At 64.9% G+C, this 23,281-nt stretch carries 24 protein-coding genes; 10 read left to right on the top strand and 14 right to left on the bottom strand.

Features of this window, described 5'->3' with window-relative positions:
- Positions 1–15: 15 nt before the first annotated feature.
- Positions 16–1,239: a CynX/NimT family MFS transporter gene (locus AC20117_RS03210; protein ID WP_211482310.1), complete on the bottom strand. Its 1,224-nt coding sequence runs from the start codon at positions 1,237–1,239 to the stop codon at positions 16–18.
- Positions 1,240–1,372: 133 nt separating this feature from the next.
- Positions 1,373–2,413, bottom strand: coding sequence for an iron-siderophore ABC transporter substrate-binding protein (locus tag AC20117_RS03215; RefSeq protein WP_083339975.1), 1,041 nt, complete (start codon positions 2,411–2,413; stop codon positions 1,373–1,375).
- 195 nt (positions 2,414–2,608) lie between these two features.
- Between AC20117_RS03215 and AC20117_RS03220 the strand changes: the two genes are divergently transcribed.
- The 7 genes from AC20117_RS03220 (at position 2,609) to AC20117_RS03250 (ending at position 7,081) form a co-directional block, all read left to right on the top strand.
- Positions 2,609–3,109, top strand: a complete 501-nt coding sequence (locus AC20117_RS03220) for a methylated-DNA--[protein]-cysteine S-methyltransferase (protein ID WP_074701015.1) — start codon at positions 2,609–2,611, stop codon at positions 3,107–3,109.
- 42 nt (positions 3,110–3,151) lie between these two features.
- On the top strand, positions 3,152–3,700 hold the full coding sequence (locus tag AC20117_RS03225) for an RNA polymerase sigma factor (RefSeq protein ID WP_083339755.1): 549 nt from the start codon (positions 3,152–3,154) through the stop codon (positions 3,698–3,700).
- Positions 3,697–4,314: a methylated-DNA--[protein]-cysteine S-methyltransferase gene (locus tag AC20117_RS03230; RefSeq protein WP_083339754.1), complete on the top strand. Its 618-nt coding sequence runs from the start codon at positions 3,697–3,699 to the stop codon at positions 4,312–4,314. The genes AC20117_RS03225 and AC20117_RS03230 overlap by 4 nt, the downstream gene beginning before the upstream one ends.
- Positions 4,311–4,985, top strand: coding sequence for an alpha-ketoglutarate-dependent dioxygenase AlkB family protein (locus AC20117_RS03235; protein WP_074701014.1), 675 nt, complete (start codon positions 4,311–4,313; stop codon positions 4,983–4,985). Before AC20117_RS03230 ends, AC20117_RS03235 begins: the two co-directional genes overlap by 4 nt.
- A gap of 34 nt (positions 4,986–5,019) precedes the next feature.
- Complete coding sequence (locus tag AC20117_RS03240) at positions 5,020–5,622, top strand: DNA-3-methyladenine glycosylase I (protein WP_074701013.1); 603 nt, start codon at positions 5,020–5,022, stop codon at positions 5,620–5,622.
- A 211-nt stretch (positions 5,623–5,833) separates the two neighbouring features.
- Positions 5,834–6,226 carry a universal stress protein gene (locus AC20117_RS03245; RefSeq protein ID WP_074701012.1) on the top strand — a complete coding sequence of 131 codons (393 nt, stop codon included), beginning with the start codon at positions 5,834–5,836 and terminating at the stop codon, positions 6,224–6,226.
- Positions 6,227–7,081, top strand: a complete 855-nt coding sequence (locus AC20117_RS03250) for a DNA-3-methyladenine glycosylase family protein (protein WP_074701011.1) — start codon at positions 6,227–6,229, stop codon at positions 7,079–7,081.
- A gap of 12 nt (positions 7,082–7,093) precedes the next feature.
- On the opposite strand, the gene AC20117_RS03255 is transcribed toward AC20117_RS03250, so the two are convergent.
- The 7 genes from AC20117_RS03255 to AC20117_RS03285 all read right to left on the bottom strand — a co-directional run bounded on the left by AC20117_RS03255 (position 7,094) and on the right by AC20117_RS03285 (position 13,808).
- Entirely contained in the window at positions 7,094–7,984 is an 891-nt protein-coding gene (locus AC20117_RS03255) for an aldo/keto reductase (RefSeq protein WP_074701010.1), read from the bottom strand.
- A 68-nt stretch (positions 7,985–8,052) separates the two neighbouring features.
- Entirely contained in the window at positions 8,053–8,985 is a 933-nt protein-coding gene (locus tag AC20117_RS03260; RefSeq protein ID WP_083339752.1) for a carbohydrate ABC transporter permease, read from the bottom strand.
- Complete coding sequence (locus AC20117_RS03265; protein WP_083339751.1) at positions 8,985–9,944, bottom strand: carbohydrate ABC transporter permease; 960 nt, start codon at positions 9,942–9,944, stop codon at positions 8,985–8,987. Before AC20117_RS03265 ends, AC20117_RS03260 begins: the two co-directional genes overlap by 1 nt.
- Before the next feature lie 13 nt (positions 9,945–9,957).
- Entirely contained in the window at positions 9,958–11,352 is a 1,395-nt protein-coding gene (locus AC20117_RS03270) for an extracellular solute-binding protein (protein ID WP_074701009.1), read from the bottom strand.
- A gap of 48 nt (positions 11,353–11,400) precedes the next feature.
- Positions 11,401–11,715 (bottom strand): hypothetical protein, encoded by a 315-nt coding sequence (locus AC20117_RS03275; RefSeq protein ID WP_074703250.1) that lies wholly within the window; start codon positions 11,713–11,715, stop codon positions 11,401–11,403.
- 137 nt (positions 11,716–11,852) lie between these two features.
- The gene (locus AC20117_RS03280; protein ID WP_074701008.1) at positions 11,853–13,061 is read right to left on the bottom strand and encodes an MFS transporter; all 1,209 of its coding nucleotides are present in this window, start codon (positions 13,059–13,061) and stop codon (positions 11,853–11,855) included.
- Between the two features lie 105 nt (positions 13,062–13,166).
- A complete protein-coding gene (locus AC20117_RS03285; protein ID WP_074701007.1) occupies positions 13,167–13,808 on the bottom strand; it encodes a dTMP kinase in 642 nt (213 codons plus the stop codon).
- Between the two features lie 239 nt (positions 13,809–14,047).
- Between AC20117_RS03285 and AC20117_RS03290 the strand changes: the two genes are divergently transcribed.
- On the top strand, positions 14,048–14,800 hold the full coding sequence (locus tag AC20117_RS03290) for a hypothetical protein (RefSeq protein WP_139186790.1): 753 nt from the start codon (positions 14,048–14,050) through the stop codon (positions 14,798–14,800).
- A gap of 256 nt (positions 14,801–15,056) precedes the next feature.
- Positions 15,057–15,389 (top strand): hypothetical protein, encoded by a 333-nt coding sequence (locus AC20117_RS03295; RefSeq protein ID WP_074701005.1) that lies wholly within the window; start codon positions 15,057–15,059, stop codon positions 15,387–15,389.
- A gap of 15 nt (positions 15,390–15,404) precedes the next feature.
- On the opposite strand, the gene AC20117_RS03300 is transcribed toward AC20117_RS03295, so the two are convergent.
- Positions 15,405–16,301 (bottom strand): SDR family oxidoreductase, encoded by an 897-nt coding sequence (locus AC20117_RS03300; protein ID WP_074701004.1) that lies wholly within the window; start codon positions 16,299–16,301, stop codon positions 15,405–15,407.
- A gap of 181 nt (positions 16,302–16,482) precedes the next feature.
- Between AC20117_RS03300 and AC20117_RS03305 the strand changes: the two genes are divergently transcribed.
- Positions 16,483–17,166, top strand: coding sequence for an NADPH-dependent F420 reductase (locus AC20117_RS03305; RefSeq protein ID WP_074701003.1), 684 nt, complete (start codon positions 16,483–16,485; stop codon positions 17,164–17,166).
- Positions 17,167–17,223: 57 nt separating this feature from the next.
- Here the strand turns inward: AC20117_RS03305 and AC20117_RS03310 are convergent, their stop codons facing one another.
- From AC20117_RS03310 to gcvP, 4 genes are all read right to left on the bottom strand, one after another.
- The gene (locus tag AC20117_RS03310) at positions 17,224–18,639 is read right to left on the bottom strand and encodes an L-serine ammonia-lyase (protein ID WP_074701002.1); all 1,416 of its coding nucleotides are present in this window, start codon (positions 18,637–18,639) and stop codon (positions 17,224–17,226) included.
- 81 nt (positions 18,640–18,720) lie between these two features.
- The gene (gcvH, locus tag AC20117_RS03315) at positions 18,721–19,101 is read right to left on the bottom strand and encodes a glycine cleavage system protein GcvH (protein WP_074701001.1); all 381 of its coding nucleotides are present in this window, start codon (positions 19,099–19,101) and stop codon (positions 18,721–18,723) included.
- Positions 19,102–19,241: 140 nt separating this feature from the next.
- Positions 19,242–20,378: a glycine cleavage system aminomethyltransferase GcvT gene (gene gcvT / locus AC20117_RS03320; protein WP_074701000.1), complete on the bottom strand. Its 1,137-nt coding sequence runs from the start codon at positions 20,376–20,378 to the stop codon at positions 19,242–19,244.
- Positions 20,379–20,394: 16 nt separating this feature from the next.
- Positions 20,395–23,262: an aminomethyl-transferring glycine dehydrogenase gene (gene gcvP, locus AC20117_RS03325; protein ID WP_074700999.1), complete on the bottom strand. Its 2,868-nt coding sequence runs from the start codon at positions 23,260–23,262 to the stop codon at positions 20,395–20,397.
- Positions 23,263–23,281 lie beyond the last annotated feature (19 nt).

The raw sequence follows: 23,281 nt of genomic DNA on the forward strand, positions 1-23,281 counted from the left end.
ATCCCGGAGCCCGGTTCAGCCGGCGAAAGCGAACCTGTCCCTGCCGGCGAACAGGCCGGTCACTGCCTGCGCGGCGGAAACCACGCACAGCAGGATCAGCGAAGCCTCCCACCGGCCGGTGGCTGCGAACAGTCCGCCGAAGAGCGGAGGCCCGGCGGCCGCCAGCAGGTAGCCGATCGACTGGGCCATCCCGGAGAGTGCGCTGGCTTCCCGGTGCGTGCGGGTGCGCAGGCCGAACAGCGCCAAGGCCGTCACCAGCGAGCTGCCGCAGCCGAACCCGGCCACCAGCACCCACAGCAGCATGGCGCCGGGCAGGAGCAGGATGCCCAGCACGCCGGCAACAATCAGCAGCGGGGGCAACGCGGCCGGGAACCGCTGGTCCTTCCCCTTCAGGATCAGCGGGGTCAGCAGGCTGGAGACGATGCCGATCAGCTGGAACATCATCAGGTCCCATCCGGAGGCGACGTCCCCGCGTCCGTGCGAGCGTTCCAGCGTGGGCAGCCAGGTGATCAGAATGTAGAACGCCATGGATTGCAGCCCCATATACAACGTGACCTGCCAGGCGACGCCGGATTTCCACACGGACCCGCGGACGGGTGCCGGCACTGCGGCATTGAGTTGGGCCTGGGCCGAGCTGGCGCGGACCCGCAGCCGTGGCAGCCAGGCCAGCACGGCAGGAACAGACAGCACCACGTAGATGGCGAGCGCAAAGCGCCAGCCGGCCGGTTCGCCGTCGTTAATTGGAAGCAGTGAGAGCGGCACCGAGAGCCCCGCGCCGAGCGAGGCAATGCCGCCGAGCACAGCGGAATAGGCGCCGGTGAGCGTGGCCATCTTGTCCGGGAAGTCCCGCTTGAGGATCGCAGGCAGCAGCACATTGCCGACGGCGATGGCCGCGCCGATAATGAACGTTCCCAGCCAGAGATTGACGATACTGCCGGGGGCCGGCCGCAGGAAGGTACCCGCGATGAGCAGCAGGAGCGCGGTGAAAACGGTACGCTCCACCCCGAACTTCTCGCTTATCCCGTGGGCCAGCGGGGAGATGACGCCGAAGGCCAGCAGCGGGACGGCAGCCAGCAGGCCCAGCGCCGCAGCGCCCAGGCCGGTGTCCGCCCCGATCTGGTCCAGCAGCGGTCCGACGCTGGTGAGGACCGGCCGCAGATTGGCAGCGACCAGCAGCACGCCGGTGATGAGCATGCCGCCCGACAACGCCCGCCGCGCTCCGCTGACCGTATCCACCACTGCCCCACCCCGCTGGTCGTGCCTATGCCTACAGATACCTCCGCCCGCATCCGGGCACAACAAGACTATGTGATGGACAGCATAAGGGCGCCCGGTCAGACCGGGCGCCCTTATGCTGCTATGTGTAGCGGGATTATTTGGCGTTCGCGGCTTCCGCTGCGTCGGCAGCTTCGCCGAGCATCGGCAGGAACTCATCCAGTGCCCACGGCAGGCTCAGCGGAGAGGCGGCGGAGATGGACAGCGTCAGGGTGTTGTCCGAATCGGCAACCAACGCGTCATTTTCGACGGCGGGAATCTGGCTCAGCAGCGGATCCTCGATGACCTGCTGCTTGGTCTTGGCATCGGGTACCCAAGTGACGAAAATGTCCGATTCGAGCTCGTTGGCCTTTTCTGCGGACCACGGGATGAAGAACTCACCGGAGTCGCTGGTGCCTTCGGTGACGACGTCAGCCTGCTTCATGCCGATGCTGGTGAGGAACTTCGGACGGTTGTCGTTCATCGTGTAGACGTTGACGCCGTCGCCCTTGGCAGGCTCCAGATTGCCGTAGATAAACGACTTGCCGGCCAACTGCGGGTACTCGGACGCCTTGGCATCGATCGTCTGCTCGGTCTCGGCGACCAGCTTCTTGGCTTCCTCGGTCTTGCCCAGCGCCTCGCCGATCATCATCGTCGAATCCTGCCAGTCCGTGCCGTAGGCCAGTTCCGGGTAGGCCACCACCGGAGCGATCTTGCTCAGGGTGTCATAGTCTTCCTGGGTCAGGCCGGAGTACGCGGCCAGAATGACATCCGGGGTCAGCGCGGCAATCTCGTCAAAGGCGATGCCGTCGGCCTCGGAGTACAGCTTCGGGGCCTTCTCGGAACCAAGGGGAGCCCCGAGCTCCTCCAGCTTGGCATCCTTCCACGGCGTGGACTTGTTATCGTTACCGCCCCACTCGACTGCAGGCATTCCGACGGGGACGACGCCGAGCGACAGTGCCACGTCGTCGTTCACCCAGGAAACCGTGGCCACGCGTTCGGGCTGCTCTTCGATGACGGTCTCGCCGAAGGCATGCTCAATGGTCACCGGGAAGGCGTCCGAAGACCCTGCGGCGGTTTCACCCCCTGTGGAACCATCGGCGGGACCGGTGGAACAGGCGGATACGGACAGAAGAACGACGGCGGCTGCGGCAAGCATGCCGCGGACACGGGAAAGGGCCACGATGGGACTCCTCGGCTCAGAGGTAACGAACAAAAGTAAGGGTAGCCTATGCTTCGATTGAATAAGAAACAATCGCGTTACGTATTTATCGCAGTCGTTCCTGACCTCACACAAACGTCGGGCCGCACGTTTGCGTATCGGAGATAATGGCGTTGTGGAAGGAGCGATCCCATGCCCGCAGTGCATTCCGTCATCGATACACCCATCGGCGAGCTCACCCTCGTGGCAGTCGACGGGTCCCTGACCGGCGCATATTTTCCCGCCCACAAGCGGATGCCGGATGCCGAAGCCTTCGGTCCCCGCGTGGACGCGGAGTTTGTCGAAGCCAAACGCCAGCTGTCGGAATATTTTGCCTGCAAGCGCACCGAGTTCGACCTGCCGCTGAATCCCAAGGGCGACGCGTTCCAGCAGAAAGTGTGGGATTTGCTCCGGCGGATTCCTTACGGCCAGACCCGCTCGTACGGCCAGCTCGCCCGGGAACTCGGTGACGCTCATCTTGCCCAGGCCGTCGGCAACGCCAATGGCCGCAACCCGATCTCGATTATTGTGCCGTGCCACCGGGTTGTGGGAGCAGACGGTCGGCTGGTGGGTTATGCCGGCGGACTTGAGCGCAAAAGGTTCCTGCTTGAGCTGGAGGAGCCTGTGGAAATCAAAACCGCCAAACTTTTCTAGGACGTAACCTCACATCATGAACTCCGGCAGCGTTTACACAGCATGAAACCCTTCGAGCAGCTCGTCACCGAGCACGGCGCGATGGTCCTGCGGGTCTGCCGCGCCGTACTGGGACCGGACGAGGCCGAGGATGCCTGGTCCGAAACGTTCCTGTCCGCCCTCAAGGCCTACCCGGAGCTGCCCGAAGCGGCCAATACGGAGGCATGGCTGGTGACCATCGCGCACCGCAAAGCCATTGATGTCACCCGGAAACGGGCGCGCAATCCGGTGCCGGTGGAAGAGCTGCCCGAACGTCCTTCCGCCGACCCGCCGGAAGCAGACCAAGATCTGTGGGATGCGGTCAAGTCGCTTCCGGACCGGCAGCGGGAGGCCATCGCGTACCACTATCTGGCCGGCCTGCCCCACCGGGAGGTTGCCGCCATCACCGGTTCAACTCCGGAAGCAGTCCGGCGTGCGGCCTCGGACGGTATCAAGAACCTGCGGCGGATCTATTTGGCCCCGGACGCAGCGTCCGTGGCTCCGGTTCCCGTTCCGGTCGGTTCAGTGCCGGCTTCCACCTGCATTTCCGTTCCGAAAGGAGGGGCCCGATGAACACCGTTGAACCGGAGTCCGCCGCCCTGCCGGCCCCGTTGCGGGCCGTTGATCCTGCCACGCTCCTCGCACTGCGGACGCGGCTGGCGGCCGCTGCCGCCGAAGCCGGTTTGCTGGACTTGTCCTACACAACCCTGGACACTCCCATCGGCAAACTGCTGCTTGCCGCCACCGACCAGGGCCTGGTCCGTGTCGCCTTCGACCGGGAAAACCACGACACCGTGCTGGAGCAGCTAGCGGACAGAATCAGCCCCCGCATCCTGTACTCCCCCGCCCGGCTGGAGGCCGCGGTGCGCCAACTGGACGAGTACTTCGCGGGGCACCGCCGAGCGTTCGAACTGCCGCTGGACTGGCGGCTGGCCAAAGGGTTCCGCCGCGAGGTGCTCGCCCACCTGCCGCAGATCGCCTATGGCCAGACCGAAAGCTACGCCCAGGTCGCCGCAGCCGCCGGCAACCCCAAGGCCGTGCGCGCGGTCGGCACCGCCTGCGGCACCAATCCCTTACCTGTCGTAGTTCCCTGCCATCGGGTGGTCCGCTCCGACGGCAGCTTCGGCGGCTATTTGGGCGGCACCGAAGCCAAACAGATCCTGCTCACGCTGGAGGCAGCCGCTTGAACGCCCTCTTCGATCCTGTTCCGGCCGAACCAGTGGAGGTCGCTCCCGGCGCCGTCCATGTGCCCGGCTGGCTCAGCCTGGAACAGCAGGCCGAACTGGTGGATGCCTGCCGCACGTGGGGACGCGGTCCGGTGCCCTTCCGGGCCGCCAAGCTGCCAGGCGGGCATGAGATGAGCGTTCAAACCGTGTGCCTGGGGTGGCACTGGCAGCCCTACAAGTATTCCCGCGTGGCCGAGGATGCCGGTGGCGGCCGGGTGCTTGAGTTTCCCGAGTGGCTGGCCGGGTGGGGACGCAGGGCACTGATCGACGCCTACGGTCCTGAGGTGGCGGAGTCCGCGGCGGCGGCCTACAAACCCGACACGGCGCTCATCAACTTCTACGCTGATACCGCCAAAATGGGCATGCACCAGGACAAGGACGAGAAAACGGACCTGCCCGTGGTCTCCCTCAGCGTCGGAGACGACTGTCTCTTCCGCTTCGGCAACACGCAGACCCGCACCAAACCGTACACCGATCTCAGGCTCCGCTCCGGAGACCTGTTTGTCTTCGGCGGCCCCAGCCGCTTCGCCTACCACGGTGTACCCAAGATTTACCCCGGCACCGCCGATCCGGCCTGCGGACTGGCGTCGGGCCGGCTGAACCTCACAATGCGCGTCACCGGCTTGGCCTGACGGGCACCCGGACCGGCAGGAGACAATCGAACCCATGGAAAAACTAACTTCCGGCGTCGTGCTTTGCGAAGACGGTCTGGCTCGGCCGGCGTGGGCCGCCGTGGACCCGATGCTGCGCGAGTATTACGACACCGAATGGGGCATGCCTGTCCACGGCGAGCAGGCCATCTACGAACGGATCAGTCTGGAAGGATTCCAGGCCGGGCTGTCCTGGGCCACCATCCTGCGCAAGCGTCCCGCCTTCCGCGAGGCCTTCAAAGACTTCCAGCCGGACACGGTTGCCGCTTTCACCGACGCCGATGTCGAGCGCCTGATGCAGAACGCCGGGATTGTGCGCAACCGCGCGAAGATCACCGCCGCGATCACCAATGCCAAGGCGACCATCGCCCTGCGCGAGGACGGCGGGCTGGACGAGTTCGTCTGGTCTTTCAAACCGGACGCCACTCCGGCACCCCAAAGCCTGGAGCAGGTCCCGACCACGTCCACGGAGTCCATCGCCTTGTCCAAGGCCTTGCGCAAGCGCGGGTTCGTCTTTGTCGGCCCCACCACCATGTTCGCGCTGATGGAAGCCATCGGCATGATCGACACCCACCTGGTGGACAGCCACCGGCGCGGCAGTTCCGGAATATGGGGCTGAAAAGCCGCCTTCCACGCAAACGGAAGGACCGCACCGAGCTTCCGCACCTACGGCTCCGGATTGCGGAACTGTCACAATTTTCCGCCGAATCACGGACCTGACAGCCCCGTGCCACAATGATTGCAGATGCCGGTGTCCGCGCCTGCATCTGCCGGCCGGCAACGATGCCGCCCGGGCAAGACGTTGACACGTGCTGTTCGAAGGAGAAGTCGTGACCATACTTGTCGCCTACGCGCCGCGTCCGGAAGGCCGTGCCGCTCTATCCAAAGGTATCCAGATGGCCACCGCCCAGAACGAGAAGCTGGTCGTTGTTAATGCCAGCCCCGGGGGCCCGCATAAAGATTCCTCGCTGGCAGATACGCACGACGCCGAATGGGTCACCCGCGAGCTGAACAATTCCGGCCTGGACGCCGAATTCAAGCAGTTTGTCCGTGGCAAAGACGCCGTCGAGGAGATCCAGGAACTCGCCGAGAGCCTGCCGGCATCGTTGCTGGTCATCGGCCTGCGCAAGCGCACCCCGGTCGGCAAACTCATCATGGGCAGTACCGCCCAGGAAATCCTGCTCACCGTCGACTGCCCCGTGCTGGCGGTCAAAGCCCGCTAGGTGGAGGTCGCGCTGGAGGTCCTGCCTCCGTACGACGCCGGTGCGGCGCTGGCGGCCCTGGCCGCCCATGCCGTGCCGGGCCTCGAAACAACGGACCTCGCCGCCGGCACCCACACGCGGCTCTTCGCCACATCGTCCGGCCCGGTCGTCGGCACTGTGCGCTTGGGCCCCGGCGCTCCGTCGCTGGTGCTGGAATCAGTTGATCCCGCCACGAATGCCGAAATAACGACGGCGGTGCGGCGCTGGCTTGATCTGGACACGGACCCGGAAACGGTCCGCGGCGTACTGGGGCAAGATCCGCTGGTCGGTCCGCTCCTCGCAGCACGTCCGGGCCTTCGGATTCCCGGTTACCTGGACGGCTTCGAAGGAGCCGCCTGCACCGTCCTCGGCCAGCAGGTCTCGCTTGCGGCCGCACGGACCTTTGCGGGCAGGCTCGTCAGCGCTTTCGGCAGTCCCGGACCCGCCGGCCTGTACCTCTTCCCGACCCCATCCACCTTGGCAGGTGCCGGAGCCGAACGAATCCAGCAGGCAGTCGGACTCACCGGAGCCCGCTCGCGCACAATCCACGCCCTGGCAGTAGCCTGTGCCGACGGCCTGGCCATTGATCCGGAAGGCGACCATGCCGGGATCCGCCGGCGCCTGCTCGCGCTGCCCGGCATCGGCCCCTGGACCGTGGACTATCTGGCCATGCGTGCGCTCAGAGACCGAAATGCCTATCCGGAGGGCGATCTGGTACTCAAACGTGCCCTCGGTGCCAGCTCAGTCCAAGAGGTCCGCGCCCACGGCGAAGCCTGGCGTCCCTTGCGTGCCTACGCTGTCTTCCAGCTCTGGACTGCCGCCGCCTATATTGCCTGACGGCGTCCACTTTTAGGCGCCGGTGGAGCCAGCACGAACTCCTCGGGATCCGGCCTCCTCGATCCGCGGCAGCAGTTGCTCCGGGAGCTCGAGTTCCGCCGCTCCGAGATTGGTCTTCAGGTGCTCAGGCCTGACGGTGCCCACGACGGCGCTGGTAACGTTCTTGTTGTTGAGCACGAAGGCCAGGGCTATCTCACTGGCTTCGAGCCCTTCGACGTCGTTGATAAACCGGAACTTCCTACCATGGATGAACTTCGGCCGGTGGTTCTTCAGGGCACGGGCCAGATACCACACGTCGCTGGGCGTCGTCAGCTTGAAGATGCTCCGCGAGTACAAAGTCTGGGCCAGCGGGGACTTGACCATAATCCCTACGCCCGCCTCCCCCGCCCTGGCCATGAGCGGCTCCATAGAACGGTCAAGGAGGTTGTATTCGAGCATCAAGGCCTCGAAGATGCCAAGCTTCAGCGCCCGTTTCGCGCCACCCGCTCCCGTAGACAGGCCCAGCGCTCCGATCATGCCCTTGTCCTTGAGCTTGAGGACCGTTTCGATGGCGGGATCGGCAGGGTGGGGATAGCCGTGGAAGTGCAGCAGGGGCAGGTGCTCCAGTTGCAGCCGCCTGAGACTCTCCTGCAGGCTCTGGTCAAGGGCGCGCGGCGAGAAGTCCTTCACGTTCCGGCCGCCGGCCCACAGGGAGCCGACCTTGGTGGAAATGACGAGGTCCCGCCCCCGGCCCTTGAGAATGCGGCCGAGGCGCACCTCGGCGTTGCCGCGGCTGTAGTTGGGGCCGGTATCGAAAAGGTTGACGCCGCCGTCGAGGGCTTGCTCCACCAGACGTGCGGCCTGCCGTTCGTCAAAAGCCTTCATGCCCCAGTAGCCGCCGGCACCAAAACTGATTTCGGACACTGACAGTCCGGATTTCCCAAGCCCCCGTCGTTTCATAGCTCCCCTTCATGTGCGCCGGTGTGGCAACATCAGCCCTTGTTACCGGTGGTGGCGATGCCTTTGACGAAGTGCTTCTGGCCGAGGAAGAACAGAATGATCATCGGCACCGTGGTGATCACGCTGGCGGTCACCACGATCTCCCAGTGCCAGTTGCCGCCAAATCCGAATTGATCCAGCAGCGCCTTCAGGCCGCGCGGCACTGTGAACGTGGACGAGTCGCGCAGATAGATGAGCGGCCGCATCAGGTCGGTCCAGGCCGCCTGGAACTCGAACAACAGTGTCACGATCAACGCCGGCTTGCACAGCGGCAGCGCGATCCTGCTGAACATATGCCAGTTGTTGGCGCCGTCCACGCGGGCCGCTTCGAACAATTCCCGCGGCAGGCCCAGGAAGAACTGCCGCAGCAGGAAGATGTAGAAGGCGCTGCCGAACAGGTTGCCGGCCCACAGCGGAGTCAGCGTCCCCACCTGCCCCAGCCCGTTCCAGATCAGGAAGGTGGGGATCATGGTCACGGCGCCGGGCAGCATCATGGTGGCCAGCACGAGGCCGAACAGTGCATTGCGTCCACGGAACCGGAAGTAGGCGAAGCCCCAGGCCACCATGGCGCTGGAAAGGGTCACCAGCACGGCGGAGAGCACCGTGACAATGGCGGTATTGGCCAGCCACAGGGCCAGCGGCGCCTCCTGCCAGACCGTCAGGTAGTTTTCGAAAGTGAAGGTTTCCGGAATGAGCTTGTTATCGAAGACGTCCGAACGTGGCTTGAAGGACGCGCTGATTAGCCACAGCAGCGGATAGGTGAAGAGCACGGTCGCAATGCCCAGCGCCGCCCAGGTCAGGATCCGGGCCAGCGGGTTACCGCGGCGGCGCGGCCTCCGCTGGCGTGTGTGTTCCCCGGCTTCCTCGTCCCTGTCAATTGCCGGCGGCGGGACAGGCTGGAGCCGTTCCAGCCGGGTCCGGGCCATCACTGGCCCCCTTCGTAGTACACCATGCGTTTGCCCACCACCATCTGGACAACCGTTACCGCCAGCACGATAACAAAGAGCACCCAGGCCATCGCGGAGGCGTAGCCCATGTGCAGGAATTCGAAGCCTTGCTGGAAGAGATAGATGGCGTAGAACAGTGCAGCGTCGTTGGAATACGTGGAATTGCCCGAACCGAAGTACGCCGTATAGGCCTCGGTAAACGTCTGGAACGCGGCAATGGTGTTGACGATGGTCAGGAAAAAGAGGCTCCCGCTGATCATCGGCAGGGTAATCTTCCACGTGGTTTGCCAGCTGTTGGCGCCGTCCACCCGGGCCGAATCGTAGAGTTCCTGCGGGACGTTCTGCAGTGCGGCCAGCAGGATGATGGTGGATGCCCCGAGCGTCCACAGGCTCATGATGATCAGGCCGGGCTGGATCCAGGCCGGATCAGTGGTCCAGGCCGGTCCGTTGATGCCGAACCAGCCCAGTACGGTATTCACCAGTCCGTTCTGCCCGTTGAAGAGCAGCAGCAGGAGGATGCCGATGGCCACCGGCGGCGTCATCTTGGGCAGGTAGAACACCGTGCGGAAGAATCCCGAAGCCCGGCCGGAGATCCGGTTCAGCAGCATGGCCAGCAGCAGCGACACGATGATGTGGACCGGCACGGAAAACACCGTGTAAATGAAGGTGTTCCACAACGAGAGGCTGATCTTCGGGTCCGCCAGGAGCTGGCGGAAGTTGTCCAGCCCCACGTAGTTCGGGTCGTTAATGACGTCATAGTCGGTCAGCGACAAATAGCCGCTGTAGAGCACCGGCCACAGGGTGAAGACCAGAAACCCGATGATCCACGGGCTGATGAACAGCAGGGCCGACCGGAGGTTCCGACGGCGGTTGCGCCGCTGTGCCGGCCGCAACCGCTGCTTGGCCCGGGTGGCGGGCCGAAGCGGAGTGGCTGTCATTTAGATATTCCCGCTACTCTTTCTGGTCCCATTGCTCCCATGCGGCGTCGAGGGCAGTCTGTGCTTCTTCCTGCGCCTGCTGCAGGGATTCGGCCGGTTCCGCCTGCCCGTTAAGCACGCGGTTCACTGCATCCAGCCACGCGGTCTTGAACTCGGCGTCCGCCGGGTTGGCCGGCAGCGAGAAAGAATTCTCGTTGGCCTCATAGGAGGCGTTGATGGCGTCATCCCACTTGGCTTCGTCCGCGGGCTTGACGAACTCCGCCTTGATTTTCTCGTCGGCGGCGGCATTGCCCGTGAACAGTCCGGTGAAGGGCTTGCCTTCTTCCGCGCGTGCGTCGGAGCGGGCCTGGGCAGCCTTCATCCAGATGTCCGTAGCGGTCATCGTCTTGATGAAGCGGCAGGCCGCTTCGGGATTGGCGCTGCCGGCCGGAATGGCCCAGGCAGAACCGCTGGCGAAGCTGATCGGCTGCCCTTCCTTGGATTTGACCGTAGTGAAGGCGAGGGAAGCGTCCGGGGAAACGTCATTGAGGATGTTGACGTACCACTGCTCCATCGGCATTGCGCCGAGGCTATCGCTGGCGAACTGGTTCCCGGCGCCGAAGAAGTCCGCTGAATCACGGAAGGACTTGACGGCGCTGAACCCGCCCTGGTCATCGTAAATACCGACGGCGAACTCCAGCGCCTGAACCACCTTCGGGTCATCCAGCTGGGCAGTACGGCCGTCTTCCGAGATCAGATCCGCGCCGTTGGCTTTGGCCCATAGGGGCAGGAATTCCGGCAGTTTGCTGTCAAACCCGATGACCGAGAGCTTGCCGCCGTCGTTCTTGGAAAGTTTGGCGGAGGCCTCGGTGACCTTGTTCCAGTCCGAACCATCGACGTCGGATAGCGAGACCCCGGCGTCGCTGAGCAGTCCGGCATTGGCCATGATGATCTGGACCTGATTGAACTCCGGAACGCCGTAGATCCGGTCCTCGAAGGTCACCTGCCCGATGGCCGGCTCACGGAAGTCCTCAATGGCGATTGCCTCGCCGTCAATGCAGCTGTTCAGCGGGATGATCGCGCCGCGGGAAGCAAACGTGCCCAGCTGGTCCCTGTTCGCGTAGATCAGTTCGGGCGGCTGCCCGGAAGCCACCGCCGAGAGGAATTGCTGAATGTCCAGATCGCCTTCGACCAAGCCCACCTCGACCTCCGGCATCGCTTCCTTGGTTGCCTCCAGACGGGTTTCGGCGACGTCGTCGCTGGCGCCAAAGCCCATGACGCTCAGCTCGCCGGCGACCTCCGTGTCCGCGCCGAAGTCCGCGTCGGTCTCCGTTTCTGCGCCGCCGGTGCCGGTGGCACAGGCGCTCAGCGTGAGCACCGCTGCGGCCGCGGCGGCGAAGGGGGCAGTGGTACGTAATGTTTTTTTCATACGCCTCTCTCCTTTGAGAAGACCTGCTGGAAGCCCTGCACTGCGGTGTTAGAGGCCGTAGTAGCGGCTCAGCTTCGCCTCGTCGTCGGGAGAGAGACCCATTTCCGGTTCGATGTCGATGTGCGGCGAGTCCTTAATGGTGTCGTGGTCGTAGGCCACGTGGACATTTGTGCCTTCAACTCTCGCCCCCGCGAGCGGGATGAAGTGTTCGCGCGTTTCCAGCAGCCCCAGCGACACCGTGATCCATGCCAGCCGGCCCGTGTCCTTGTCGCGGTGGACCTGTCCCACCAAACCCAGCTTGTGGTCCTTGCTGTCCCACGCCGTAGCGTCCTGCAGCTCATGGATATCCTGCCGTTGCGTCATCGGATGCTCCTTCATGATGGACAGCATGCTTTCCAATTCAGAAAGTAAACTTACCCAAGAACTTAGCAGTGACGTTTGACTTGTCAATTACCGTCCGACCGGCTGCCCGACGGAACCGCGGGAGTGTTACCTGGCCGTTACTTCGGGACGCCGTGGCGGTTGCCGTGGCGCCGCAGCACCAGGGCCAGCAGGACGCAGAGCAGGTAACCGGCACCGACCAGAATCCAGCCCGGTCGGAAGGTGCCGCTGCCCTCCAGCAGCAGTCCCATCAGCAGCGGGCCCGCCGCAAACCCGGCATACATTCCCATCGAGACCACGCCGGAAGCAGAGCCTACGCGTGCCGCCGGCACCACCTTCATAACGCCGGCCATCACCACCACGTTGGTCCCCAGCACGGTGGCTCCGTGCAGCGCGACTCCAAGCCAGAGCAACAGCGGACTGCCCAATTCGCCGGCCCCCAGCAGCGCCGCCGCACCGAGCAGCGCGCCAAGCCCCAGCAGGATCAGGAGGGTTGATGCCCGTCTGCCCTTGGCCATCTCGCGCCCCCACAGAATGCGCGATGTCACGCCGACCACGCCGGAGACACCTGCGGCAAGCCCACCAAGGAGCAGCGAGAAGTCCAGCTCGCGGACGGTGAACAGCGGCAGGTACACATTGGTGGCCTGCATGCCGAGCCCGGTCAGCAGTGCGTAACCGGCAAACAGCCAGACGGCCAGCGGATATCCCTTGGCTTCTACCGCAGCCGGCGGGGCAGCTGCGCGGCCGGGAGCCGCCGTCGTTATTGGTTTTTCCTCGGGCAGGTGCCGCAGGCCGTACAGCAACAGCCCGACGGCGACGACTGCGGCAAGTGCGGTGGCTCCTTGCCACCCCAGCCAGAGCGCGACCGGCGGGAAGAACAGGCCGGCGAAAAGCTGGCTGCCCTGCACGCCGGACTGTTTCACGCCGATCCAGCCGGGACGTTTGGTCGCCGCCACGTGGTGGATGATGATGCGGTTGGTGGTCGGGTTCGAGATGGCCTGGGCGGGACCGGCGAGCAGCGCGGCAACGAGCAGAACGAAGTAGTGGTGCGCCAGCGAGGCTATCACTAGGGCTACCGCGGTACCGGCGAAGATCAGGATCAGCTGCGCGCGGTTGGAAATGCGGTCGCTGAGCCGGCCCAGCCACATGCTGCAGACGGCGGCGCTGGCGAAGATTGCCGTTGCCAGCAGACCGAACTGTGACTCGCTGATGCCCAGATCAGTGATAATCAGCGGGCTCGTGGCGCTCAGCCCGTAATTCAGCAACGGGCCCACGCCCATGGCGCAACTGAGGACAAACAGTAAGGCGCCGGTGGGCTGCTTGGTCATAGGTACTTGGTCTCCTGCTCGACTGGAGCCTTATCTGCTCCTTTGCAGGTTATCGCGCCCGCGGCCCCGCTCCGACCCGCAGCGGACTGCTTCCGGCGCTCAGGATCAGCTGGCGGGAGCCGTGGCCTCTTGCCCGGCCGCGAGGGCAGGCCCGCAGATCGCCTCGATCTGGCGGTGGATGTCCCGCACCGGCCCGTCGGCCTGCACGAGGCGGAAGCTGCCGAAGTCCGCCAAGCTGCGGTAGGCCGTGTCCAGGTCGCGCAGGTCTTCCAGCGTTTCGGTATCGGTGCCGCGGACCTGGATGCGCTCCAGTGCGCGGGCGGGAGAAATCTCGAAGTACAGCACGAAGTCCGGCTGGGGCACGAACTTCCGGAGCAGGCGCAGCAAGAGTCCGGGCTCCACCCCGCGTTTCGCGTTCGCTGCCAACTGGCAGTACAGGTACCGGTCGTGGATTTCGACGTCGGCAGGAGCTTTTGAGGCGAGGCTGCCAAGCAAAGCGAAGGCCCGGACCACCGTTTCATAGTGGCTGAGCAACCGGGCGCCGAGCAGCTTTTCCGCGCTGCTACCAAACCGGCGGGCAACAGTGTCCAGTGTCCTGCGCCCGCCCGGGTTCCGGCACAGCCGAACCTGCGCCCCACCCAAGGTGAGCTGGTCCGCCAGGTAACGCGCCGCCGTCGTTTTTCCGGCGCCGTCAATACCAATCAACGCGATTCTCAACGGCGCGGATTGGTGATGGCGTGCGGGCATGGGCGGTGACTCCTTTCCTGGGCGGAGCATCTACTTTAGCTGGTTCCCATAGGCAGAGTCTGTGTGGCGCCTGAATGATTGCTGATGATTCCTTCAAGGCGCCGCCTAGCAGAAACATTCGGGACGGGGACGTACGACACACGGGCACGCCACTGCGATTCTGCCGCAGTTATCACGCTGGCCCAACTATGATCAACCTGGGCGGCCTCGATAAGGGGCCTGAGTTGGGGGAAGGTTACGTGGAGGCTGACGAATCGTGGCGTGCCCGCGAGGCGCTGCGGCAGTTCAAACGTGCCGGCGTCGCGCTGCTTGCCGTCGGGGCATTCTGGCTCTGGCTCCTGCTCGGCAGCGCCGGGTTCATCGCCGCCATTTTCGAATCACCCAAAGCAATGGTCGTCGTCTTCTACGGCGGCGCCGTGCTCGTCCTGGTGTCCCTGCTCGTTGCCCTGACAGCCATCATGGTCCTTCTTGCCAACTGGCCGGACAAGTCCCAGCGCGAGGCCGCCTACGGAAGCATGCAAGAGCGCGCGAGCGGGGCTGTCGCCTTTGTGCTGCGTCAGGTCCACAGCAAGACCCGTACGGTTCCTTCCCCCGGCTGGTCACGGCTCGGTGGTTTATCGTTGCACGCGGTTCGCGCCTACATTTCCGCGCGGTTGCCCGGTCTCCGCGCCGGACTTCTTGCCAGCACGGGATGGCTTGTCCCGAGAGTCGTCCGGCCGGCTGCCCGGTGGGCGCGACGGGCAACGGGCACGTGCCGGAGTTTCGCCGAACGCAAGATGCCGGCCCTCCAACGCAGGAATGCTGCCCTGGCAGGCGCCGGCCAGCTCCCCCGTGCAGAAGCCGCTTCGATACAGACTCCCGCCGCCGGGCAGGCAGGACCTGTATCCGCCCGCACGTCCCTCCCGGTGCGGCGGCCTCCGATGCCTAACAGGCCGCCAGCTTCCGCCGTAGCTCCACGGCCACTCCAGGACCGGCGGGACATCGTTTCCTAGGCAACCGCCGCGCGCCCACGCGGCCGCGTTTGGTGATGGCTCCGTCGGAACCCGCGTTCGGCCCGTCATTTGATGGCCGAGGTCACGGTCCCGTGAGGCCAACTTCACCCGCTGTGGTGGCCGGATTCACCTCGTTTTGGTCAGTTGTGTCAGGCGACCTTAACTAAAATTGAATCAGGGCCACGGATCGTGTAAGCCCGCCTACTTCACACTTCATTTCACGCCTGTTCAGGCACCCTATTTCCACGGAGGAAAAATGCTTCGCACTCGTCAGCGCGTCGGTCACGATATCCTGCTGGCCCGGCACGGTCGCAACATCACGTCCATGCGGCTGGACCGCCAGTCAAACTCGGTGGTAGCCGTTCTGGATGACGGCACCGTGGACCGTGCCCCGAACCTCATCGCCGCGGACCTGGCTTTGCCGGCGGACCGGACGGGCCTAACCTCGGAGGACCGCAAGGTTCTTGGCATCATGACCGCGGCATGTGCCGGACTCGGCGCCCTCATGGTCGGCGCCGTCCTGGCCATGGTGCAGTTCGGCGAGCAGCTCGGCCTGACCGAGGCCGCCCAGTACCTCAGCACCTACTAGCCCGCACTCCGCCGGTCACGGCGAGGGCGAACCGCCGTTGACGTTCAGCGTCTCGCCCATCACGTAACTGGATTCCGACGACGCCAGGAACACATAGGCCGGGGCGAGCTCGGTAGGCTGGCCGGCCCGGCCGATCGGCGTGGACTTGCCGAACTTCGGCAGGGCTTCCTTCGGCTGCCCGTCGCTCACCTGCAGCGGAGTCCAGAACGGTCCCGGGGCAACAGCATTCACCCGGATGCCGCGCGGCGCCAACTGCTGGGCCAGGCCCTTGGTGAAGTTGTTGATCGCTCCCTTGGTCGCCGCGTAGTCGATCAGCGTCGGTGAGGGCTGGTAGGCCTGGATCGACGTCGTATTAATAATGCTGGAGCCGGGCTGCAGGTGCGGCAGGGCCGCCTTGGTGATCCAGAAGAATGCATAGATATTGGTCTTGAAAGTCGTGTCGAACTGCTCGTCGCTGAGGTCTTCAAGCTTCTCGACGGCGATCTGCCGCCCGGCGTTATTGACCAGGATATCCAGGCCGCCCAGGCCTTCCACTGCGTTCTTGACCAGTTCGCGGCAGGTGTTTGAATCGGTCAGGTCACCCGGCAGCTGGACCGCTTTCTGGCCGGCCTCTTCGATCACCCGGGCCACTACCTTGGCGTCTTCCTCCTCTTCCGGCAGGTAGGACAAGGCGACGTCGGCCCCTTCACGTGCAAAGGCAATTGCCACCGCCGCACCGATGCCGGAATCCGACCCCGTGATCAGTGCCTTGCGGCCCTTCAACCTGCCCGTTCCGCGGTAGGTGTCTTCGCCGCGGTCGGTATGGGGCACCAATTCCTTGTCCAGCCCGGGCTCGGGCTGGTCCTGCTGAGGCGGCTCGATGCTGGGGTAGCGCTTGATCGGATCCTGGAAGGTGTACTGGTCCTGGCCCATTACTGCTCCAATCGGTAGGCAAAAACTAAGCTTGCTTACCAGCCTATTGGTCACAGTTCGGGTGTCAATCCCGCAGCGCCCTTCAGAGGGACAGATGCCCGGGCCACCAGCAGAAAGCCCGCCGTCGCCGGCCCCACCATTCCATTGACCGCCCACGGCCAGCAGGTCTACCGTTTGGGCCATGAAGATCTCCGTCATCGGCACCGGAGCCGTTGGCCGCAGACTGTCGGCTGCCTTGGAGAGCGCCGGCCACGAGGTGCTGCTCGGCACCCGCGACCCGGCGCAGACCCTCACCCGGACGGAAACCTCCGCCACCGGTACGCCGCCGATCGGTGCGTGGCACGAAGACCATCCCGGCATCCCGTTGGTTCCGCTGGCAGAAGCGGGCAACCACGCGCAGATCATCGTGAATGCGACCCAGGGCACAGCCTCGCTTGGGGCGCTGGAGGCAGCCGGCCCCCGTGAGGGCCAGACCATCATGGATGTCTCCAATCCGTTGGACGCTTCCTCCGGGTTTCCGCCGTCGCTCTTCGTCTGCAACACCGACAGCTTGGCCGAACAACTGCAGCGCCGTTTCCCCGTGGCCAAAGTGGTCAAGACGTTGAACACGGTCAACAACATGCTGATGGTGGACCCGGCCCGGCTGCCGGAATCCCACACCGTGTTCGTCGCCGGAGACGACGCCGACGCGAAGGCGCTGGTCACCGGGCTCCTGCATCAACTGGGCTGGCCCGCCGAGGACATCCTGGATCTGGGCGGATTGGAATCCGCGCGCGGCATGGAGATGTACCTGCCGCTGTGGCTGCGGTTGATGGGCGCGCTGGGCCACGCCGACTTCAACATCAAAATCGTCAGGAAAGACTGAACGGCCGCGGCAAATGCCGCGACCGTCCGATCCATTTCAAGCGTTGCCTGTGGTCTCTTAGCACTCCACCACGTTGACGGCCAGGCCGCCCATCGCGGTTTCCTTGTACTTGGAGCTCATGTCCTTGCCGGTTTCACGCATGGTGATGATGACCTCGTCCAGCGAGACACGGTGCGTGCCGTCGCCCCACAGCGCCATCTTGGCCGCGTTCACGGCCTTGGCCGCACCGATCGCGTTGCGCTCGATGCACGGTACCTGCACCAGTCCGCCGATCGGATCGCAGGTCAGCCCCAGGTTGTGCTCCATGGCGATCTCGGCAGCGTTTTCCACCTGCGCGGGGCTGCCGCCCATCACCTCGGCCAGGCCCGCGGCGGCCATGGAGGAAGCGGAACCCACTTCGCCCTGGCAACCGACTTCGGCACCGGAGATAGACGCCTGCTCCTTGTACAGCACGCCGACGGCAGCGGCCGCCAGCAGGAACTTCACGATGACGTCTTCCTTGTCAGCCTGCGTTGCCTTCTCCATGCCCGGCGCGTAGTGCGTGGCATAGAACATGACCGCGGGAATGATGCCCGCCGCGCCGTTGGTCGGTGCCGTGACCACCCGCCCGCCGGAAGCGTTCTCCTCGTTCACGGCCAGTGCGACGAGGTTCACCCATTCCTGCCAGTACTTGTGGTCCCGGTCCTTGTCTTCCTTGCGCAGCCGGTCATGCCAGTCAGGCGCACGACGGCGGACGTTCAGTCCCCCGGGCAGGACGCCTTCGCGCTTGATGGCGGAGTCCTTGCATTCCTCCATCACCTGCCAGATGTGAATCAGACCGGCGCGGATGTCCGCCTCGGAACGCGAGACCTTCTCGTTGAGCATCATGATGTCGCTGATACCCAGGCCGGTGTTGCGGCAGTGTTCCAGCAGTTCCGCCGCCGTCCGGAAGGGGTACGGCAACTCCTGCTTGGAGGCATCCAGCTCCCGCGCGGCCTCGTCTTCCTCGCCGTCGCGGACAATGAAGCCGCCCCCCACGGAAAAGAACGTCGCCTCGTGCAGGACTGCACCGGCGTCGTCGGTCACCTGGAATTTCATCCCGTTGGTGTGCCGCGGCAGCACGGTGAGCGGATGCTGCACCATGTCCTCGACCTTGTAGTCCAGAACCACACCGGCCGAGCCCTCAACCTGCGAGCAGAGCTGCAGCTCGCCGGTCGAGGCCATGTCTGCGAGACGGGATTCGACTTCATCCGGCAGGATCTGTTCCGGCTGGAAACCCTCCAGCCCCAGCATCACTGCCGTGAAGGTGCCGTGGCCGCGGCCGGTAGCTGCAAGGGACCCGTACAGGTCCACCCGCAGTCCGGCCACGCGGTCCAGCACTCCGGTCGAAACCAGCTCCTCGGCAAAGACGGCAGCCGCCCGCATCGGACCGACGGTGTGCGAACTGGAGGGGCCGATGCCCACGGTAAAGAGGTCGAATACGCCTACAGCCATGTTGGCTCCTTAGTGCCCTTCGGCGGCCTGTTGCCGCTTCCGGTTAGAGACGATGAATAACGACGGCGGTACCAGCGGCTGTTAGGACAGCTCGCCGCCGTTCTTGGAACTGTAATCCTCGGCCGAGAGCAGGGGGCCCTCTTCCGAAACGTTGACGGTGAACAGCCAGCCCTTGCCATACGGATCCGAGTTCAGCAGGGCCGGGTCGTCGATGGCGGCCTGGTTGACCTCGGTGATCTCGCCGGAAACCGGTGCGTAGATGTCGGAGACGGACTTGGTGGACTCCACCTCGCCGCAGGTTTCGCCGTGGGTGATCGTGGAGCCGACCTCGGGCAGGTCAATGTAGACCACGTCGCCGAGCGCGTCGGTGGCGACCTGCGAGAGGCCGACCTTGACCGGGCTGGAAGCATCCACCCACTCGTGCTCTTCGGAGTAACGCAGGTTGGAAAGAACTGTGCTCATGGGTAGAACCTTTCGAAAGAGGGGAAAAATCAGGAAGAACAGCGGCCGCCGGCAATAATCTGTAAACGCACGCCCGCACCGGTGAAGGGTGGATGTGCCTTACGACTGGACTATTGCCGGCAGCTTCGCAGCAGCGTTGCTTACTTGTCGCGCTTGTAGAAGGGCAGCGCCACGACCTCGAACGGCTCGGGCTTGCCGCGCAGGTCAACGTCGAGGCGGGTGCCGGGTTCGATGTGCTCGATATCGACATAAGCCAGCGCTACCGGGTAGCCGAGCGTGGGGCTGGGCTGGCCCGAGGTCACTTCGCCAACTGCCTGGCCGTCCTTGGAGACCGGGTAGTGCGAGCGGGCGGCGCGGCGGCCAAGGCCCTTCAGCCCGACCAGCTTGCGCTTGGAGCCGCGTTCCTTCTGGGCTTCGAGTGCGGCACTGCCGACGAATTCGCCTTCCTTCTTCAGCGCGACGATCGGGCCGAGTCCGGCGTCGTACGGGCTGACTTCCAGGGACAGCTCGTTGCCGTAGAGCGGCATGCCGGCTTCCAGCCGCAGCGAATCGCGGGCGGCGAGGCCTGCGGGCACCAGATCGAAGTCCTTGCCTGCCGACAGGAGGGCGGACCACAACGAAGCGGCGTTCTCGTTCGGGACGTAGATCTCGAACCCGTCTTCGCCGGTGTAGCCCGTGCGGGCCAGCAGCAGCTTGAGCGGAGCACCGCTCACGGTGAAATGGACCTCGTCCGCAGCGTAGTACTTCATCTCGGTCACCGTGGCGTGGTCGGCCGCGGCCACCAGCTGCTTCAGGATGTCCACGGAGTTGGGCCCCTGGACAGCCACCAGCGAGATGGACGCGGTGACGTCCTCCACCGTTACGTCGAAGTCCTGTGCACGCTCGGCCAGAGCCTCGGCAACGGCCTTGGCGTTGCCGGCGTTCGGCACCACCAGGAACTTGTCCTCCGCGCGGCGGTAGCTGATGAGGTCATCGATGATGCCGCCGTCTTCGTTGCAGATCAGCGAATACTTGGCCTTGCCTACGGCGACGGCGGAGAGCCGGCTCACCAGCGCGTAGTCGAGGAACTTGCCGGCGTCGGGGCCGGTAACCCAGACCTCGCCCATGTGGGAGAGGTCGAACAGGCCCGCGGCCTTGCGCACAGCGTGGTGCTCGGCCAGTTCGCTCTGGTACTTCAGTGGCATCTGCCAGCCGCCGAAGTCCGTAAAGGACGCGCCAAGCTTCTGGTGCTCTTCATACAGGGCGGTGTACTGCTTCGTAGCGGTTTCAGCGCTCATGGTCTGGAACCTTCCTCTAGTTTGCGAACTCTTCAATGGGCGGGCAGGAGCAGACCAGATTACGGTCGCCGGCGGCGCCGTCGATGCGTCCCACCGGCGCAAAGTACTTGTCCTGCTTCAGACCCGGCACCGGGAAGACGCCCTGTTCACGGGAGTACTTGCGGTCCCAGTCGCTGCTGATGGCGGCTGCTGCAGTGTGCGGGGACAGCCGCAGCGGGCTCTCCTCGACGCTGAAGTCGCCCTTGATGACCTGGTCGATCTCGCCACGGATGGCGATCATGGCTTCGATGAAGCGCTCGATCTCGGCGAGGTCTTCGGACTCGGTCGGCTCGACCATCAACGTACCCGCCACCGGGAAGGACAGCGTCGGGGCGTGGAAGCCGAAGTCGATCAGGCGCTTGGCAACATCCTCGGCGGTGACGCCGGACTTGGCGGTGAGTTCGCGCAGGTCCAAGATGCACTCATGTGCCACCAGACCGTCGTTGCCCGTGTACAGCACGGGGAAGTACTCGTTCAGACGGGAGGCAATGTAGTTGCCCGCCAGCAGTGCGGTCTTGGTCGCGTTGGTCAGCCCTTCGCCACCCATCATGGCCACGTAGGCCCAGGAGATCGGCAGCACGCCGGCGGAGCCGTACTCGGAAGCGGACACCGGTACGCCCTTGCCTTCGTGCTCGGCCAGTGCGGCGTTGCCGGGCAGGAACGGCACCAGGTGCTCGGCCACGGCGACCGGGCCGACGCCGGGGCCGCCGCCGCCGTGCGGGATGCAGAAGGTCTTGTGCAGGTTCAGGTGCGACACGTCGCCACCGAACTTGCCCGGCTGCGCCAGTCCCACGAGGGCGTTGAGGTTGGCGCCGTCGATGTAGACCTGGCCGCCGGCCGCATGCACAGCGTCGCAAACCTCACGGACGTCGGCGTCGTACACCCCGTGCGTGGACGGGTAGGTGATCATGATGGCGGACAGGCTGTCCTTGTGCTGCTCGATCTTGGCGTTCAGATCGCTGTGGTCGATGGTGCCGTCCTGGGCGGTAGCGACAACGACAACCTTCATGCCTGCGAGCACAGCCGAGGCCGCGTTGGTGCCGTGGGCCGAGGCCGGAATCAGGCAGACGTTGCGCTGCTCATCGCCGCGGGACAGGTGGTAGCGGCGGATGGCCAGCAGCCCGGCGTATTCGCCCTGGGATCCGGCGTTCGGCTGGATGGAGACGCCTGCGTAGCCGGTGATGGTGGACAGGCGTGCTTCCAGGTCCTCGATCAGTTCGCGCCAGCCCTTGGTCTGGTGCGCCGGAGCAAAGGGGTGGATGGAGGCGAACTCCGGCCAGGTCATGGATTCCATCTCGGCCGTGGCGTTGAGCTTCATGGTGCAGGAGCCCAGCGGGATCATGGTCCGGTCCAGGGCCAGGTCGCGGTCCGAAAGGCGGCGCAGGTAGCGCAGCATCTGGGTTTCGGAGCGGTGGCTGTGGAAGACCGGATGCTGCATGTAGGAAGAGGTGCGCTGCATGCCCTGCTCCAGGCCGAAGCCTTCCGGCTCGGCTGATAGGCCCGCCGCGATGTCCTCGGCGGCACCGGCCACGCCGAATGCCTCTGCGACAGCAGACAGGTGCTCCGCCGTCGTCGATTCGCCCGTGGAGATGCCCACGTGATCGGCGTCGATGACGCGCAGGTTGATGCCCTTGGCCTCAGCGGCCTTGATGACGTCGGCAGCCTTGCCCGGGACCTTGACCGTCAGGGTGTCGAAGAAGTGCTCGCTGACCAGTTCCAGCCCGGCGCCCTTGAGGACGGAGGCGAGGGCACGGGTCTGATTGTGCGCACGTTGGGCGATCGCCTTCAGGCCTTCCGGTCCGTGGTAGACGCCGTACATACCGGCGACGATGGCCAGCAGCGCCTGCGCGGTGCAGATGTTGGACGTGGCCTTCTCGCGGCGGATGTGCTGTTCGCGCGTCTGCAGTGCCAGGCGGTACGCAGGCAGGCCGGCGTTGTCCTTGGAGACTCCCACGAGGCGGCCGGGCAGCTGGCGCTCCACGCCCTTGTGCACGGCCATGTAGGCGGCGTGCGGTCCGCCGAAGAACAGCGGAACACCGAAACGCTGGGTATTTCCGACGGCGATATCCGCGCCCTGTTCGCCGGGAGGCGTGATCAGAGTCAGCGCCAGCAGATCCGCGGCCACGGTGACCATGGCGCCGCGTTCCTTCGCATCCGCGATCACCTTGCTGTGGTCGGCCACATGGCCGGACACACCCGGCTGCTGCAGCACAATGCCGGAGATCTCGCCCTCGGGCAGCCCAGCGGAGAGGTCGGCCACCTCAATCTCGAAGTCCAGTGCTTCGGCGCGGCCCTTGACGATGGCGATGGTCTGCGGCAGCAGGTCTGCGTCCAGGACGGTCTTGCCGTCGGCATGCTTCTTGTTGGCACGGCGCATCAGCAGCACGGCTTCAGCCACGGCGGTGGCTTCGTCCAAGAGGGAGGCGTTGGCGATTTCCAAGCCGGTCAGGTCGGAAACCATGGTCTGGAAATTCAGCAGCGCCTCGAGCCGGCCCTGGGAGATTTCCGGCTGGTAGGGCGTGTAGGCGGTGTACCAGGCCGGGGATTCCACCACATTGCGGCGGATCACCGGCGGCGTAATCGTGTCATAGTAGCCCTGCCCGATCATCTGCACGGCCGTGATGTTCTTGGCGGCGAGGGCGCGCAGATCAGCGAGGACCTCGGCTTCGCTGCGGGCAGCCGGCAACTCAAGCGGCGCGCTCTGGCGGATGTTCGCCGGAACTGCCGTGTCGACCAGGTCTTCGAGGCTAGTGTAGCCAAGCTGCTTGAGCATGGTCTCGGCGTCGCTGTTGCGCGGGCCGATGTGGCGCTCGGCAAATGTCGCAATGGTGGGTTGAACCGTCATGAAGGAACTCCAGTTATTG

The sequence above is a fragment of the Arthrobacter crystallopoietes genome (assembly GCF_002849715.1).
In the GTDB taxonomy this organism is placed as follows: domain Bacteria; phylum Actinomycetota; class Actinomycetes; order Actinomycetales; family Micrococcaceae; genus Crystallibacter; species Crystallibacter crystallopoietes.